The organism is Myxococcus virescens (genome assembly GCF_900101905.1).
In the GTDB taxonomy this organism is placed as follows: domain Bacteria; phylum Myxococcota; class Myxococcia; order Myxococcales; family Myxococcaceae; genus Myxococcus; species Myxococcus virescens.
Map to the genome: position 1 here is coordinate 1144687 of NZ_FNAJ01000001.1, position 16292 is coordinate 1160978.

The 16292-nt window shown below is 68.0% G+C and carries 16 protein-coding genes; 10 read left to right on the forward strand and 6 right to left on the reverse strand.

Annotation, left to right across the window (positions count from 1 at the left end; genetic code table 11):
- Nucleotides 1-25: 25 nt before the first annotated feature.
- The 4 genes from BLU09_RS04665 to BLU09_RS04680 all read right to left on the reverse strand — a co-directional run bounded on the left by BLU09_RS04665 (nucleotide 26) and on the right by BLU09_RS04680 (nucleotide 5101).
- Nucleotides 26-2080, reverse strand: coding sequence for a B12-binding domain-containing radical SAM protein (locus tag BLU09_RS04665; RefSeq protein WP_090485972.1), 2055 nt, complete (start codon nucleotides 2078-2080; stop codon nucleotides 26-28).
- Between the two features lie 141 nt (nucleotides 2081-2221).
- On the reverse strand, nucleotides 2222-2494 hold the full coding sequence (locus tag BLU09_RS04670) for a hypothetical protein (protein WP_225888511.1): 273 nt from the start codon (nucleotides 2492-2494) through the stop codon (nucleotides 2222-2224).
- Between the two features lie 237 nt (nucleotides 2495-2731).
- The gene (locus BLU09_RS04675) at nucleotides 2732-3184 is read right to left on the reverse strand and encodes a hypothetical protein (RefSeq protein ID WP_244171410.1); all 453 of its coding nucleotides are present in this window, start codon (nucleotides 3182-3184) and stop codon (nucleotides 2732-2734) included.
- Between the two features lie 435 nt (nucleotides 3185-3619).
- Complete coding sequence (locus BLU09_RS04680) at nucleotides 3620-5101, reverse strand: hypothetical protein (protein WP_244171411.1); 1482 nt, start codon at nucleotides 5099-5101, stop codon at nucleotides 3620-3622.
- A gap of 215 nt (nucleotides 5102-5316) precedes the next feature.
- Here BLU09_RS04680 and BLU09_RS04685 point away from each other — a divergent pair, with 215 nt between their 5' ends.
- The 9 genes from BLU09_RS04685 (at nucleotide 5317) to BLU09_RS04725 (ending at nucleotide 13380) form a co-directional block, all read left to right on the forward strand.
- Complete coding sequence (locus tag BLU09_RS04685) at nucleotides 5317-5640, forward strand: hypothetical protein (RefSeq protein ID WP_090485981.1); 324 nt, start codon at nucleotides 5317-5319, stop codon at nucleotides 5638-5640.
- 153 nt (nucleotides 5641-5793) lie between these two features.
- Entirely contained in the window at nucleotides 5794-7212 is a 1419-nt protein-coding gene (locus BLU09_RS04690; protein WP_090485984.1) for an FAD-dependent oxidoreductase, read from the forward strand.
- A 193-nt stretch (nucleotides 7213-7405) separates the two neighbouring features.
- Complete coding sequence (locus BLU09_RS04695; RefSeq protein ID WP_090485987.1) at nucleotides 7406-8392, forward strand: siderophore ABC transporter substrate-binding protein; 987 nt, start codon at nucleotides 7406-7408, stop codon at nucleotides 8390-8392.
- A 12-nt stretch (nucleotides 8393-8404) separates the two neighbouring features.
- Nucleotides 8405-9367 (forward strand): ABC transporter permease, encoded by a 963-nt coding sequence (locus tag BLU09_RS04700; RefSeq protein WP_090485991.1) that lies wholly within the window; start codon nucleotides 8405-8407, stop codon nucleotides 9365-9367.
- Nucleotides 9357-10325 carry an iron chelate uptake ABC transporter family permease subunit gene (locus BLU09_RS04705; protein ID WP_090485994.1) on the forward strand — a complete coding sequence of 323 codons (969 nt, stop codon included), beginning with the start codon at nucleotides 9357-9359 and terminating at the stop codon, nucleotides 10323-10325. Before BLU09_RS04700 ends, BLU09_RS04705 begins: the two co-directional genes overlap by 11 nt.
- Nucleotides 10322-11080, forward strand: a complete 759-nt coding sequence (locus tag BLU09_RS04710; protein ID WP_090485997.1) for an iron ABC transporter ATP-binding protein — start codon at nucleotides 10322-10324, stop codon at nucleotides 11078-11080. Before BLU09_RS04705 ends, BLU09_RS04710 begins: the two co-directional genes overlap by 4 nt.
- Nucleotides 11081-11226: 146 nt before the next feature.
- A complete protein-coding gene (locus BLU09_RS40020; RefSeq protein ID WP_225888965.1) occupies nucleotides 11227-11310 on the forward strand; it encodes a cittilin family RiPP precursor in 84 nt (27 codons plus the stop codon).
- 119 nt (nucleotides 11311-11429) lie between these two features.
- Nucleotides 11430-12782: a cytochrome P450 gene (locus BLU09_RS04720; RefSeq protein ID WP_090486002.1), complete on the forward strand. Its 1353-nt coding sequence runs from the start codon at nucleotides 11430-11432 to the stop codon at nucleotides 12780-12782.
- A complete protein-coding gene (locus BLU09_RS04725) occupies nucleotides 12766-13380 on the forward strand; it encodes a class I SAM-dependent methyltransferase (protein ID WP_090486006.1) in 615 nt (204 codons plus the stop codon). Before BLU09_RS04720 ends, BLU09_RS04725 begins: the two co-directional genes overlap by 17 nt.
- 43 nt (nucleotides 13381-13423) lie before the next feature.
- Here BLU09_RS04725 and BLU09_RS04730 read toward each other — a convergent pair whose 3' ends face one another.
- Nucleotides 13424-14659, reverse strand: a complete 1236-nt coding sequence (locus tag BLU09_RS04730) for an RNA polymerase sigma factor (RefSeq protein WP_090486011.1) — start codon at nucleotides 14657-14659, stop codon at nucleotides 13424-13426.
- 18 nt (nucleotides 14660-14677) lie between these two features.
- A complete protein-coding gene (locus tag BLU09_RS04735; RefSeq protein ID WP_167371023.1) occupies nucleotides 14678-15040 on the reverse strand; it encodes a YciI family protein in 363 nt (120 codons plus the stop codon).
- 290 nt (nucleotides 15041-15330) lie between these two features.
- Between BLU09_RS04735 and BLU09_RS04740 the strand changes: the two genes are divergently transcribed.
- A complete protein-coding gene (locus BLU09_RS04740; RefSeq protein ID WP_141591785.1) occupies nucleotides 15331-16140 on the forward strand; it encodes a M57 family metalloprotease in 810 nt (269 codons plus the stop codon).
- Nucleotides 16141-16292: the final 152 nt, after the last annotated feature.

Here is a 16292-nt window from a genome sequence, read left to right on the forward strand (position 1 = left end):
GAGCGAGGGACACGGGCCCCCGGCCTCAGGACGCTTCGCGCAGCGCTGTCAGCTCCTCCACGTCCTCGGGCACCGGGTCCAGCGCGGCCGACAGCGCGGGATAGGCGGTGAGCAGGTCCTCCACCTTGGCGCCGAACTGGAGCCACCCGACGATGCGCACCGCGTCCTCGTTGGTGATGCACACCCGGCGCAACCGCCGGTTCACCACGAAGTGACGCTTGCCCTCGGGCGTGTCGAATTCATAGCCCCGCAGCAACTCCGCCGCGGAATAGCCCCGGTCCGAATCCTCGACCTCGGCGAAGGCCTTCTTCAGTGCGTCCCGCCCATAGCGGCTGAGCAGCAGCAGCAGGTGCTCCCGGTCCACCCAGTGCCCGTGCTGGTAGACCTTCCGCTCGCGCTTGAGGCGGTTGTAGCGCTCCAGCATGGCCTGCGCGCCAGCCGCGTCCAGCCCCGTGGCGGGCTCGTATTCATAGAAGAGGTCCAGCACGGTGTCCGTGCGCGGCTTGAAGGTCTTCACGCCGAACTGCTCGGGCGACAGGTGGATGGGCGCGTTGTGCTCGAAGACGAAGGTCCCCGTTCCCTCCGAGTGCAGGATGTCCGAATGCCCCAGCAGGAACTGGACGGTCTCCTCCGCCTCGGCCTCCGTCTCCGTGGGGAAGCCGAAGAAGTTGAAGGTATGGCTCCAGATGCCCGCGTCGTGCGCGAACTGGAGATTGTCCACCATCACCTTCTGCGTGTTGTTCTTGCGCATGTGGCGCTGCACGCGCTCGGACGCCGTCTCCAGCCCGATGTAGAGCGAGCGGAAGCCGATGTCGTGCATGTTCTGGAAGTCCTCCCGCGTGAAGTACTTCTCGAACTTGTAGAGCGCGGTGAAGAAGTAGCGCCCCTTGGGGACGGCGGGCGGCAACATGCGGAAGAGCTTGGGCGGCAGCGCCTCGTCGTTGAACGCGAAGTGCCGGACGCCATGGCGCGCGTTGAGCACCTCCAGGTCCTTGGCAATCATCTCGGGCGCGCGCATGCGGTAGCGGTCGCCGTAAATCATGCCGTGGTAGCAGAACGCGCACTTCCCCCAGTAGCAGCCGCGCGTCGTCAGCAGCGGCAGGACAATCTCGGGGGACAGGTACTCATCCAGCGGCAGCCCCCCGAAATCCGGCGTGGGGACCTCGCTCATCGGCAGTGAGTCCCCCAGCGGCGTCAGCACCAGGTTCTCACCCTCCATGAAGGCGAAGTTGGGCGGGCGGTCTCCCCGTGGGTCTTCCACGGACAGAAAGCGGTCCAACGGGCGCTCGCCCTCGTACCGGCAGATGAAGTCGAAGCACCTGCCGAACAGCTGGGTGACCCACGTGCTTTCCTTCTCCACCAGACGGGAGAACACGCTGCCCCCCACCAGCACCGGGACGTCCGGATGACGCTGCTTCAGCACACGGCAGAGCGTGAGTCCCGCGACAATCTGCTCGGTGCCGATGATGGACACGCCGAAGTAGCGAGGCAGCTGCTTGACGCCCGCGACCTGCTCCTCGAAGAACGCGATGAAGGGGTTGGCGTTGCGGTTGTCGATGAAGGCGAGCAGTGACGGAATGGAGCCCAGGACGTCGCCGTCCTGGAGTGACGTCGTCCCCACCTCGATGACGGGCTCCGCCGCGGAGAACGCCGCGAGCAGCGCCTTGAGCGCGTCCACGCTGTCCTTGAAGCGCTCCACCGTGCCGTAGGTATCGCCGGTGCGCAGCCCCTCCACCTGGACGATGAGCTGCTCATACTCCTCCAGCGTCGCCAGCGCCTGCAGGCACCGGGCGCGGTAGAGGCGGTGCTCATCCGTCAGCGCCGCGATGAAGCGCTCCAGCCGCGCCCGCGCCAGGGGCAGTCGCGCCCGGCTGATGAACCAGCGGTAGAAGACGACGTTCCAGTCGTCCTGGTGGACGCGGTGGCCCTTCTGCTCCAGGTAGGCCTTGAGCGACGGGGTGCTCAGGAAGGGCTGGAGCGGAGACCACTGCGGAGGGAAGACGAGATGAAGGTCCGGTCGCGAGCTGTCGCGGGCCTCCTGGGGGGTGTCACCGGGCCGCTGCGTCAAGGGCGTTTCCATGGGCCAGAACCTCCATGTGCTGGGCTGAACCGACAAGGCTGTGCGTCATCGCGCGCCGGGAGCGCTCCCATGAATTGAATGCCCCCGAAGAAGCGCTGCCTCCCAACAGGAAGGCAGCGCTGACAACAGACTTCGATGGAGCTATGCGAGGCCCAGGTCCGCGACGAGCGACTGGAGCATCACCGGCTTGCCGCTGGCCATGGTGCCAGGCTTCACGACCTGTTGCTGTTGCTGTTGCTGCTGCTGCTGGACCTCGGTCGTCGGGAAGCTGACGTTGCTGACGCCAATGGTGTCATTCACCACGGGCTTCAGGGTCGCGGCGTTGCTGGCGAAGGCTCCGAAGAGCACCGTCAGGGCAGCCGGTGAGGCGAGTGCGCGAATCGTACGACGAGAACCCTTCTTCGAGTCGTCCATGCGTACCTCCGGGGGTGTTGTTTTTGTCTGCGACCCGTTCAGGTCTTCACGCATCACCTGTCCGGGCGTCTTGATTGTCCATGACCCTCTCACGACATATCAAGACGCGCCCCGACAAAAACAAACACCCCACCGCCACCATGACTGAATGACTTTATCAGACACCCGAAACGGCGAGCGCGGGCCTCCGGCGCACCGGGGCCTCGCGACGAATTGGAGGCGGGCAGCGCCTGGGACTCAAGGCGTCGGAGGCGGAGGCGGCGGGGGCGGCTCCGGCGTGGGAGGCAGGGCCAGCCCCGGGAACTCCGCCGCCGTGCCAGTGAACACCATACGCGTGCCGCCACGGAGGACCTCGAACTCGAAGGACAAGGGCGCTCCGGTGCGCCAGACGAAGAGGATGTCCGATGGGCGGGAAATCTGCTGCGTGTTGATGCGCACGATGACGTCGTTCTTCTGGAAGGGCCAGAACGCCACCGGAGAAGACTCGGTCACGACCACCGCGCTGAGGTCACGCACCGTCTTGAGCTCGACCACCAGGCTCGCACCATTGGCCTGCATGGAGACGCGGTCCGTTGAGGCACGGGTGCTGGCGGAGTTCACCGTGGCCGCCCTTTCACGCGAGGAGTTCGCGGCATGACTCGGGCCTGCGCTGGCCACGAGCAAACCCAGAATCAGGATGGGACTGTTCACAGGCGACCTTCCTTGTGGAGGTGGACTGCGGGACGACGAGAGGAGCGGCTCCGGACCCGGGCCTGTCGCACGGCTCAGCGAGGCCCTGCCTTTTCAGACCATCGGCATGGACGACAGGCTTCATGGCTGCGACATGAAGCAGCGCACGAAGAGATAATCCAACCATGACTAGCGGTCAAATCACGACGGCCCATCTGTGAATGCAGCCATTTCGCACCGACACGACGAGGCGCGCAACGACAGGACTCTCGTTTGGATCCCCCCGTATTTCCTGGCAAGAACCAGTCCCATCACGGATGTCTGGATGCCGGGTTGTTACATTTCATGTCACAACTGGGACTTTCCCGACACCGGCGACGACCGCGTGCGTCGAGCCTTGCTCCAGGCAGGCTCGGACGCACGCCGCCATCCAGCGCCTCACGCAGTCACGGCGCGTCAGCGCGCGAGGCGCTCCTGGGCGGGGCATGCCACGTTGGTCGGCATGGCCCACAGCGCGTCACCCCAGGTGTTGGAGTAGGCGCGGAAGAACACGGTGCCGCCCACGCGGGTGAAGGCCTCGGGCGAGGAGCCGCCCAGGGGGCTGAGGTCCGCGACGAGACCTGTCCGCTCGGGCGTGCCGTCCGTCACCCAGGGCTCCAGGCCCGTGCCACCCTCGTTCGAGCTGAAGAGCAGCGTCCCGGCGCCGGTGTCGAAGAGCGGCGAGGCCCACTCATCGGACGTCGACAGGCCCCGGCTGAGCTCCCGCGTCCCGGCCGCCGTGCCATCCGTCACCCAGAGGCTCACCTCGCGAGGCGCGGGCCCAGGCGTGCCGATGCCCACGGACAGATAGAGCTTCCCGCCCGCGCGCACCGCCATCTGCGCGAAGGGCCACGCGCCGGGCTGACCCGCGTAGCGATTGGGCAACGTGGTCACCGTCTCCTTGCCACCGCCCGCGAGCGACACCCTCGACACCCTCAAGGCTGTCCCTCCCCCGACCACGGACGACAGATAGACGTGCCCACCCAGGGCCCCCAGCAGCCGGACATCGCCACCGAAGGACTCCAGGCGCACGGTGCCGCCCGGAGTCCCGTCCGTCTTCCAGACCTCGGTGATGGCCCCCGAGTCCCAGAAGGTGAAGACACCCACGCCCGTCTCGGTATGCGCCCAGCCGGAGAGAGAGATCCGCTCCGCGTCCAGACGCTTGACCCGCATGGTTCCCGCGGCCGTTCCATCCGTCCGCCACAGCCAGGTGCCCGCCCCCGTGCTGCTCATGGTGAACAAGCGCGCCCCCGCCACCTCCAGCGAGCGTGACGACACCTCCTGGTCCGGTCCGTAGGCCATGAGCTGGAACGTCCCCGCCTCCGTCCCATCGGAGCGCCACAGCGACACCCCGGCTCCCGCGGAGGGGTTCCGGAAGAAGGTCAGCACGTCCCCTGCCTGTCCCAGGTAGGACAGCGAGGAACTGGCGGTCCCCGGCTCGAGGTCCCTGACGAGCCGCGTGCCCGCTCCCGTCCCATCACTGACCCACAACTCCCTTCCAAATGGCGACGCATTCACCATGAAGAAGAGGCGGGCGCCCACCGGCGTGAACCCGCTCAGTCCCTGGTAGCCCGGTCCCGGCGCGATGAACGCCTTCACGGGCACGGTGCCCACGGAGGTCCCGTCACTGCGCCACAGGGTGGCGCGGTCTCCGTAGAGGTCCGACCCGAAGTAGAGCGTGCCCTGCACGTTCGTCAGTGAGTCGGGCACCGGCACGTTGGGGGACGGGAGCGGCGCGCCCGGAGGCAGGATGTCCTTCACCTTGTAGACGGTGCCCCCGGGAGCACAGGCATGTGCCTGGACCCGCGCGTCCCCAGTGGCGGCGCTCACGTCCTCCTCGACACCACCACAGCCCAGCATCCCCAGCCCCGCGAGAACACACCAGCTTCCAACGCGCATGTGCACCACTCCTCTCCGGCCCGAAACCGGGGGACGGTGGGAAGCAAGGTGGCGAACGCCCATTGCCCTGGAGGGCCGGCCGCTTCAGGAAATCCGACGTCCCGATGGGAAGTGCTGGTGCGGTTGTCCTCCGCGGCAACACTCGGCACGTGCTTTCAGCGAATGACGTGGTTGATGCATCATCCCTGGAGTCCACTCCTGGAAGGAGCCGAGCCATGAAAGCCTCCCGTCTCATCGCCTCGCTGACCGCGTGTCTCTCCTTGTCGCTCATCGCCTGCGGTGGCGGAGAGGCCGACCTGGACGTCCCCGAGGGTGAGGCCCCCATCAGCGTCGAGCAGGGCCTGGGCTACCCGCCGCACTGCCCCAATGGAGACCTCATCTACTGGCTCGAGAACGTGCAGGCCTGTACGGCGAAGTGCGGAAACACGCGTCAGAACGGCCAGCCCGCGACCCAGTACGCGGCGTGTCAGTCCAACATCACGGGCACGCGCACGCTCATCAACGTGCGTTACTGCATCCCCGGCTGCGAACTGCTTTGAGTCGACGTCCAGCCTGGGCAGCGCGTGCGCATTCCAACGGCACACGTCAGACCCACGCCATGGAATGTCCCCACTGATGGCGACTGGCTTCGAGAGAAGGCTTTGCCTTCTCCCGAAGCGGGCACGTCGGATGGAACGCAGGGGGCCTGAAACGTGGACGAGCCTGGACATCGCTTTGGAAGCGCCGTGGTCATGGGCGGCAGCATGGCGGGGCTGCTGAGCGCCCGCGCGCTCGCGGACCACTTCGAGAAAGTCATCATCCTGGAGCGGGACTCGCTCCCCGGCACGCACGCGGCGCGCAAGGGTGTTCCCCAGGGCACGCACGTCCACGTGATGCTGGACGCGGGTCACCGCCTCCTGGAGCGCTTCTTCCCCGGCCTCCTCCAGGACCTCCAGGACCAGGGGGCCGCGCTCATCGATTCGAGCCGGGACGTCGCGTGGCACCACTTCGGCGTCTGGAAGTCGCGCGTCCCCCAGGGCCTCCCCCTGCTGGTGTGTACGCGTCCCTTCCTGGAATGGCACGTGCTGCGCCGGGTGCTGGCGCTGCCCAACGTCGAGTTTCACGGCGGCGTCTCGGTCGAAGGGCTGCTCACGGACGCCTCCCACCAGCGCGTCACCGGCGTGCGGTTGAAGAAGGCCGGCGTGGAGGAACCGCTGGAGGCCGCGCTGGTGGTGGATGCCACGGGCCGGGGCTCGCGTGCGCCCCAGTGGCTGGAGGCCCTGGGCCATGCACGTCCCGAAGAGGAACAGGTGCGGGTGGACCTCGCGTACACCACCCGCCTCTACGAACCTCCCGCGCACCGCCAGGAGGACTGGAAGGTGCTCATGCAGTACCCGTGTCCGCCGGTGAACTGGCGCGCGGGCTTCATCTCCCGCGTGGAGCAGGACCGCTGGATTGTCACCCTCAATGGGTACTTCGGTGAGCACGCGCCCACGGACGACGAAGGCTTCCTCGCGTTCGCCCGCTCACTGCCCCAGCCAGACCTGTACGCCTGCCTGCGGGAGGCCCGGCCGTTGGGTCCGCTCACCCTGCACAAGGTGAAGGAGAGCCGCTGGCGGCACTATGAACGCCTCGCGCGCTTCCCGGAGAACTGGGTCATCGTCGGTGACGCCGTGTGTGCCTTCAACCCCGTCTTCGGCCAGGGCATGTCGGTGGCGGCCCAGGGCGCGGCGCTGCTCCACGCCTGCATCGAAGAGCAGGCCAGGCGCTTCCCCACGACGCTCGACGGACTCGCCCAGCGCTTCCGCAAACGCCTGTCCGACACCATCCGCCTGCCCTGGTTCATGGGCACGAACATCGACCTGCAGTACCCGCAGGCCGTCGGCCAGCGGAAGCCCGGCGTGGGGGTGCTGCACTGGTACATCCGGCGGATGATGGAGCGCAGCTCCCGGGACGCCGCCGTGCACCGGCAGTTCAACCGCCTCCTGCATCTCCAGGCAGGGCTGGGCGCCGTCCTCCAGCCTTCAGTGGCCCTGCCAGTGCTCGCGGACGGCGCCCGAGCGCTGTTCATGCCCCTGCATGCGCGGGCGAACACAGACATCCGCCCGGCCCTGCCCGCCTCATCTCCATGACGGACCGGCGCGCGAATGCACGCGGCGGCCGAGCCGCTCCGCCAACGCTCACCCTTCGCTGTCCGACTTGACGGGGGCAACTCCAGCCTCCTCTCCCCTCAGAAGAAACACCCAGGCTTTGACGGTGCGGACGTAAGCATCTATGATGCGCAACTGATTCGCAGAATCAAAATCACCCTATCCAGCGACCACCGTGAGTCCATCCAACAGGCGTTCCCTTCCGCTCTTCGCCCTGCTTTCCGTCGTCGTCGTGCTGGCCGTCCTGTGGGTAGGCGTGAGGTTCCAGCGCCCGGACGCCGCCGCGTCCGCTCCCGCCGCGGAGGCTGTCGCGCCGGAGGGCCGGACGGTGACGCACGGACAAGGCACCACCGTCGTCCCGTTGAAGCCGCGGCGGGTGGTGGTGTTCGACCTGGTGGCGCTGGACATCCTCCAGGCCCTGGAGGTGGACGTCCACGGCGTAGCGGGCGACATGTTCCCCCAGCACCTGACCCGGTTCCGGGACGCGAAGTACCCGCGCATGGGCACCCTGTTCGAGCCTGACTACGAGGCACTCCAGGCCGCGAAGCCCGACCTCATCATCACCGGGGGCCGCTCCAGCGCGAAGTATGCAAACCTCTCCCGCATCGCGCCCACCATCGACGTGCCGATGAGCGGCAAGGACTTCATCGCCTCGGTGATTGCCAACACGGAGATGCTGGCCAGCGTCTTCGGCAAGGAGGAGAAGGCGCGCGGCCTGATTGAGGACCTGCGCAAGTCGGTGGCGGACCTCCAGCAGGTGACGGCGACCCGTGGCAAGGGCCTGGTCGTGCTCGTCACCGGAGGGCGCATGAGCGCCTATGGCCCGGGTTCGCGCTTTGGCGTCATCCATGGTGACTTCGGCGTGCCCGAGGCCGCCGAGGGCCTGCGCACCTCGCTGCACGGCGAGTCCATCAGCGCGGAGTTCATCCGGGAGAAGAACCCCGACTGGCTGTTCGTCATCGACCGGGACGCCGCCACCGGTCAGAAGGAAGGCAATGCCCGGCAGGTGCTGGACAACGAATTGGTGCGGCAGACGACGGCCTGGCAGAAGAACCAGGTCGTCTACCTGGACCCCGGCGTCACCTACCTGACCGGCGGCGGCATCCTGTCCGTCAAGCAGCTGCGCGACCAGGTCGCGAGCGCCTACACGCAGGCCCAGTAGTCCCTCCCCACCGTGAAGCGCGCGTTCGCCGCCGCCGCCGTCCTCGTCACGCTGGCGGTGGTCAGCCTCCTGATTGGCGCCAGTGACGTGTCCTGGCGCGCCCTCTTCGCTCCCGAGCCGGATGAGCGCGCCCTCCAGGTGCTGGTCATCAGCCGGCTGCCGCGCCTGTTCGCCGTCATGCTGGCGGGCACGTCCCTGGGCGTCGCGGGCCTCATCATGCAGATGATTGCCCGCAACCGCTTCGTGGAGCCCACGACGGCGGGCACCGCAGAGTCCGCCAGCCTGGGCCTGCTGACCGCCACCCTGCTGGCGCCGGGCCTTCCGGTGCTCGGGAAGATGATGGTGGCCACCGTCTTCGCCCTCGCGGGGACGGCGCTGTTCCTGCTGGTGCTGCGGCGCATGCCCCTGCGCTCGGCCCTCATCGTCCCGGTGGTGGGCCTGATTCTGGGCGGCATCATCGATTCGGCGACGACCTTCTTCGCCTATCGGTACGACCTGCTTCAGACGGTCAACGCGTGGACCACCGGCGACTTCTCCACCGTGCTTCGCGGCCGTTACGAGCTGCTGTGGGTGACGCTGGGCCTCACCTGCGCCGCCTACACCGCCGCGGACCGCTTCACCGTGGCCGGCATGGGCGAGACGTTCACCACCAACCTGGGGCTGAACTACCCGCGCATCGTCGCGCTGGGGCTGTTCATCGTCGCCCTGGTGACCGCGATGGTGGTCGTCACGGTGGGCATGATTCCGTTCCTGGGCCTGATTGTCCCCAACCTGGTCAGCATGGTCATGGGCGACAACGCGCGCAGGTCCATTCCCTGGGTCGCGGTGAGCGGCGCCGCGTTCGTGCTGCTCTGCGACATCGTGGGCCGCGTGGTGCGCCACCCGTATGAGATTCCCGGAGGCACCATCGCTGGCGTCATCGGCAGCGTGCTCTTCCTGTACCTCCTGCTGAAGCGAGGCGCCCGTGCCGGCTAGCGCCCCGTCCGTCAACCCCCTGCGGCCCCTGCTCGTGCTGGGCTGCGTGGCCGTGGCCTTCATGGCCCTGTTCATGCTCGTCGACGTGAGCGGCCCGTGGGACTTCGTGCTGCCCTTCCGCGGGAAGAAGGTCGCCACCGCGCTGCTGGTGGGCTACGCCGTCGCCGTCTCCACGGTGCTCTTCCAGACGGTGACGGGCAACCGCGTGCTGACGCCCGCCATCATGGGGTTCGACTACCTGTACGTGCTCATCCAGACGTGCCTGGTGTTCTTCCTGGGCTCCACCACCGTGGCGGGGCTGGACCCCCGGTTCCTGTTCGGCGCGGAGGTCATCATCATGGTGGCCTTCTCCGCCATGCTGCACGGCTGGCTCTTCGGCAGGGCCCGGGGCAACGTCCACCTGCTGCTGCTCAGCGGCGTGGTGATGGGCGTGCTGTTCCGGAGCCTGTCGTCGTTCGTCCAGCGCGTCATCGAGCCCAACGAGTTCATCTTCCTGCAGGACCGCTTCTTCGCCAGCTTCAACGACCCGGAGCACGACCTGCTGCTGCTCTCCGCGGTGCTGACGCTGGGGGTCTCCGTGCTGGGCCTGCGGCTGCTGCGCGCCTGTGACGTCCTGGTGCTGGGCCGGGAGGCCGCCATCAACCTGGGCGTGGACTACCAGCGGACGGTGTCATGGGTGCTGGCGCTGGTGGCCATCCTGGTCGCCGTGTCCACCGCGCTGGTGGGGCCCGTGACGTTCCTGGGGTTGCTGGTGGCCAACATCGCCTACGCGGTGATGCGGACGTATCAGCACGCGTTCGTCCTCCCCGCCGCCGCGCTCATCGCCGCCATCGCCCTGGTCGCTGGGCAGTTCATCCTGGAGCGCGTCTTCCGCCTGGACACCAATCCCCGGGTCATCATCGAGTTCGTCGGTGGGGCGGTGTTCATCGCGATGCTCATGAGAAAGGCCACGAGATGATCGAGGCGAAGAACGTCAGCAAGCGCTACGGTGAAACGCTGGTGGTGGATGGCGTCACCCTGAGCCTGCCCGTGGGCGGCATCACCTCCATCATCGGCCCCAACGGCGCGGGCAAGTCGACCCTGCTGTCCATGATGAGCCGGGTGATGCCCATGTCGTCGGGCAACGTCTGGGTGGACGGGCTGGACGTCACCACCACGCCGGGGGACACACTCGCGAAGCGGCTGGCCATCCTCCGGCAGGACAACCACATCTCCGCCCGGCTGACGGTGCGTGAATTGGTGACCTTCGGCCGCTATCCACACACCAAGGACCGCCCCACCGTGCAGGACCGCGAACACGTGGAGCGGGCCATCGAGCACATGGGGCTGAGCGCGCTCGCCGACCGCTTCCTGGATGAGATGTCCGGCGGCCAGCGTCAGCGCGCCTTCGTGGCCATGGTGCTCTGCCAGGACACGGACCACGTGCTGCTGGACGAGCCGCTCAACGGCCTGGACCTGAAACACGCGGTGTCCATGATGAAGCGGCTCCGGCACGCCGCGGACACGCTGGGCAAGAGCTTCGTGCTGGTGCTGCACGATATCAACTTCGCCTCCTGCTACTCCGACCACATCGTCGCCATGCGCGACGGCAAGGTCGCGTTCCAGGGCCGCCCGGAGGACATCATGCGCCCCGACGTCCTGCGCGCCATCTACGAGCTGGACATCTCCGTGCAGCAGATTGAAGGCGACTGGATTGCCACCCACTACCGGTGATGGCGCGGCGCACCAGCCTCGGAAGCAAGGGGTTTCCACTAATCACAGACACTTGCACTGCCTTCTCGGGCTGTGCCACATTTCACCGCGCTGGCCATGACGTCAGCAGACAGCAAGACGCCACCATCTCAAACCAGGAGTTCGCCATGAAGAAGGCCCTGTACTCTTTGGCTGTGCTGATGCGGTTTGCTCGCGCGGACAAGCTCTCCGCCCCGTATATCTATTACTAATCAAAAGCCGTCAGGCATTGTGCCCTGACGGTTGGGTCTCAAGAGCTGGTCGACGTGGGTGGAGCGCATGGTTCGCTCCACCTGCGCCAGCGGCAGTTCCCCCCCTCCAGGACCCTTTCATGCCACAGGTGCGCCTTCCGCCGGGGCCCCAGGGCCACTTCATTGCTGGCAACCTGGTGGAGTTCTCCGAGGACCCGCTGGGGTTCCTCACCCGCTGCGCCAGGGAGTACGGCGACGTGGTGCGCCTGGGGAAGCGCAACTTCCTCCTCAATCACCCGGACCTGATTGAACGCGTCCTCGTCAACGGCGACGGCAACTTCGTGAAGCTCGCCGGAGTGGGCCAGGGCAAGCGTCACAAAGGCGGCTTTCCCGAAGCGATGATGAACAGCGAGGGCGAGGACTGGCTGCGCAAGCGGCGCCTCGTCCAGCCCGCGTTCCATCGCAAGCACGTGGCCGCGTGTGGTGACACCGTGGTGGCCCTCACCGAAACGATGCTCCAGACGTGGCGTCCGGGCGACGCGCGGGACGTGCACGCGGACGTGTCCGCGCTGGCGCTCGACATCGTCAGCCGCTTCCTCTTCCACACGCCCATCGACGACGAGGCCCGCCACGTGGCCGCCGCCGTGGACGCCGTCATGCGGCACACCGACAGCCCCCTGCGTCCGCCCATCTGGGTGCCCACGCCCACCAACCTCCGCCTGCGCCGCGCCCTGGGCCGGCTCAACACGCTGCTCGCGACGCTCGTGCGCCGCTATCGGGAGCAACCGGAGTCGCGCACGGACCTGCTCGCCCTGCTCCTGTCCGCTCCGGTGCCCCTCTCCGAAACCCAGCTGCGCGATGAGCTGGCGACGATGATCATGTCCGGGCACGAGACGACGGCGGACGCGCTCGTGTGGGCCTGGTACCTGCTGGCCCAGCACCCGGAGGCCGAGGCCCTGCTGGTGGCGGAGCTGGAGACGGTGCTCGGGGGCCGGCTCCCTGGCGCCGAGGACCTTCCCCGCCTGCGCTACACGGAGGCGGTGGTGAAGGAGGCCATGCGCCTGTACTCACCGGCGTGGATTACCAGCCGGGAGGCGCTGCGCGACTGTGAGCTCGGTGGGTTCCACGTCCCGGCGGGCACGATGCTGGCGGTGAGCCAATGGGTCACCCACCGCGACGCGCGCTACTTCGACGCCCCCGAGTCCTTCCGTCCCGAGCGCTGGCTGGCCGAGGACGCCCAGCGCATGCACCGGTACGTCTACTTCCCGTTCGGCGGCGGCCCCCGGTTCTGCATCGGCTCGGTGCTGGCGATGATGGAGACGGTGCTCATCACCGCGTGCGTGGCACGGCGGTTCCGGCTGGAGCTGGCACCGGGCTGCGTGGTGCGGCCCCGGCCGGCGCTCGCGCTCCAGCCGCTCGGAGTCCGGCTGATTCCGCGGCATCGCTCTCACAAAACCCAGGAAGGCGAGGTGCGGCATGCGGCGGGAGCATGAAGGGGCAGCGGTCCGGCGCGAGTTCTTCCGCTCGGCATACCTGCTGGGCGCGCCCTGGGACATCGGACGGCCCCAACGGGCCTTCGTCCAGTTGTGGGAGGCCGGCGCGATTTCCGGCGAGGTGCTCGACGTGGGCTGCGGCTTCGCGGAGAACGCCCTCTTCCTGGCGGCCAAGGGCCTGCCGGTGTGCGGCGTGGACATGATGGAGCCGGCCATCCAGCGGGCACGCGAGACGGCCTCTCTGCGCGGGCTCGACGTGGACCTGCGCGTGGGCAACGCCCTGGAGCTGGCCACGCTGGGCCGGCGCTTCGACACCATCCTTGATTCGGCCCTGCTCCACGTCTTCGAGCCTGGAGACCGGCCCGCGTTCGCCGCCAGCCTCGCGAGCGTGCTCCGGCCCGGCGGACACTACCATGCGCTGTACTTCCGCGACGGGCCGCGCGCCGTTCCACCGGAGGCAGTGAGCGCGACCTTCGGGGAAGGCTGGCGCGTGAAGTCCATCCAGGAGGCGCACTACGAGCAGACCGACCCGGAGGGCGCACAGGCCTGGCTCGCCACCATCGAACGGCTGCCTCCTTCGTCATCGACGGAGGACTGACTCAGGCGCTGGAGCGACCACCGAGAAGCCAGCGAGGGCGCCTTCACTCCGCCAGCAGCTCGCGGAGCCGCGCTTCCAGGAAACGCCGCTCGGGCGCGGTGCGAACCCTTGCCAGTGCCCGCCGGTACGCACTCACGGCCTCGTCCTTGCGCCCCAGACGCCGGAGCAGGTCCGCGCGCGCGGCCGGCAGCAGGTGGTAGTCCGCCAGCCGTCCGGAGGCCTCCAGGTCATCCACCAGGGACAATCCGTGCTCGGGGCCGCGGGCCATCGCCACGGCGGCGGCATGGTTGAGCGCCACCACGGGCCCCGGCGTCAACACCACCAGCCGCGCATACAGCGCGGCAATCTGCGCCCAGTCGGTGTCCTCGGCGCGCGGAGCCTGGGCATGCAGCGCCGCGATGGCCGCCTGCACCGTGTACGGCCCCCGAGCGCCCATGGCGAGCGCGGCCTCCAGCTCCGCCAGTCCTTCGTCCCGCTGCGCGCCATCCCAGAGCGAGCGGTCCTGCCGGTCCAGCAGCACCAGCCCGCCATCCGCCGCCACGCGTGCCCGGCGGCGGGAGTGGTGAAGCAGCATCAACGCCCGCAGGGACGCCACCTCCGCGTCGCCAGGGAGCAGCGAGCGCGCCAGCCGGGCCAGGCGCAGGGCCTCTTCGCAAAGGTCCACTCGCAGCAACGCCGGCCCGTCCGTGGCCGCGTAGCCCTCCGAGAAGACGAGGTAGAGCGTGTGCAGCACGCCCTCGGTGCGCTCCGCCAGTACCTCGGGCTCCGGGATGACGTAGGGAATGCGCGCGGTGCGTATCTTCCGCTGCGCGCGCACCAGCCGCTGGGCCAGCGTGGCGGGTGACACGAGGAAGGCGCGGGCGATCTCCTCCGTCGTCAACCCACACAGGCAACGAAGCGCGAGCGCCACCTGGGCCTCGGGAGACAAGGCGGGGTGACAGCAGGTGAAGAGAAGGCGCAGCGAGTCGTCCGGGAACGTCTGCCATTCGGCGTCGTCCACGGATGGCGCCACCGCCTCCAACGCGCCCACGCGCGCCTCCAGGCGAGCGGACCGCCGCATGCGGTCCACCGCCTTGTTGCGCGCGACGCGCATCAGCCAACCGGCCGGCTCGCGCGGCACACCCTCGCGCGGCCACTGCTTCAAGGCAGCGGCGAAGGCTTCCTGCACCACCTCCTCCGCCGCGCCGAAGTCGCTGTCCAGCACGCGGATGAGCGTGGCCACGATGCGCCCGTAATCCTCACGGTGCGCCCGCTCGAGAATGGAGGGGATGTCCATCATGCCGCGCGGGCCCCGGCGTCAGTCCTGGGGCAGGGTGAATTCCCGCACCGGCCGCACCTCGATGGAGCCGCTGCGCGCGCTGGGAATGCGAGACGCGATGCCAATCGCCTCGTCGAGGTCCCTGGCCTCCACGAGAAAGAAGCCGCCCAGTTGCTCCCGCGTCTCCGCGAATGGGCCGTCGGTCGTCAGTCGCTTGCCGTCGCGGATGCGCACCGTGGTGGCCGCCGCCGTGGGCTCCAGCTCCTCGCCCGAGATGAAGTGCCCGCTCTGCCGGATGGCCTGCTCGAAGGTGCCGTACTCCCCCATCACGCGCTGGACGTCCGCCTCCGACAGCGTCTCGGCGGCCTTCTCGTTCTCGTAGATCATCAGCAGGTACTTCATGGGTCCGTGCCTCACGGGTGAGCGGGAGAAGAGCCTCCCTGCTTCCGTGGTCGAACGAAACCTCCGTGAATCGACCGCCTTTTCACGGGGGATTTCTTTTCGATGACCCGCCCCCGGTGCCCGCCGTCGATGCGGACCGATTCACCCCTGAGTCAGAGCAGACTCTCACTTCCAGTGAGACTCAAGCCCCGGTTCAGAATTCGCGTAGACCTGTGTGTCCGTTTTCCCGGTGCCGGGGTCTTCTTCTCGCTTTTTGTTTCAATTCCGAGAATCCGCTCCGAGGGTCCACCATGGCTAAGTTTCGCTCCATTGCGCTTCTGGCAGGTATCTCCGTCCTTGGCTCCGCGTGCGGCGCCCCTGAGTCCGAGACGCAGGATACGCAGCAGGTCTCGTTCGAGGAGTTCCGCGCCGGCGCGTATCAGGAGCCCGAGTCCGGTGGTTTCGTCGTCGACGGTGACATCTTCCTGCCGACGGAGTCGGAGCTGCGCGAGTTCTACGAGCAGTCCGTTGGCGGCATTGGAACGCAGCAGGGCGCGCTGGCCGTGTATTACAGCGGTGGACGCGACATCAAGTGGAGCGCCAGCCAGGCCCTCAACCTCACGTACTGCGTGAGCACCAAGTTCGGCGGCAACTACACGCGCGTGGTCAACGCGATGAAGAGCGCCGCGGCGGAGTGGGAGGCGGCCGCCAACGTCAAGTTCGTCCACGTCAGCGCTGAAGACTCGAAGTGCACGAACCGCAACAACAACGTCGTGTTCGACGTGAACCAGACGAACACGTCCCAGTACCTGGCGCGCGCCTTCTTCCCCAACAGCGCCCGCCGCAGCGCCAACGTCCTCATCTCGACCACGTCCTTCCAGAACATCGCGCCCTGGACGCTGGAGGGCGTGCTTCGCCACGAGCTGGGCCACGTGCTGGGCTTCCGCCACGAGCACACCCGCCTCACCAGCACCGGCTGCTACGAGGACAACGCCTGGCGCGCGCTGACGCCGTATGACTCCAGCTCCGTCATGCACTACCCGCAGTGCAGCGGCACCCAGACGGGTGACCTGGTGCTGACCAGCGACGACCGCAGCGGCGCCCGCGCGCTGTACCCGTAAGCCCCACGGTCTTCCGTCGGCCCCAAGGGCCACTGCCTTCATGGCGGTGGCCCTTTTTCGTTTCACCAACGCCGCCTCGACACTCGCCCGGGTTGGCTGTCCGACACCTGGCGTGGGCGTCACCGCAAACCCCTGGCCCCCATGCGCCGCGG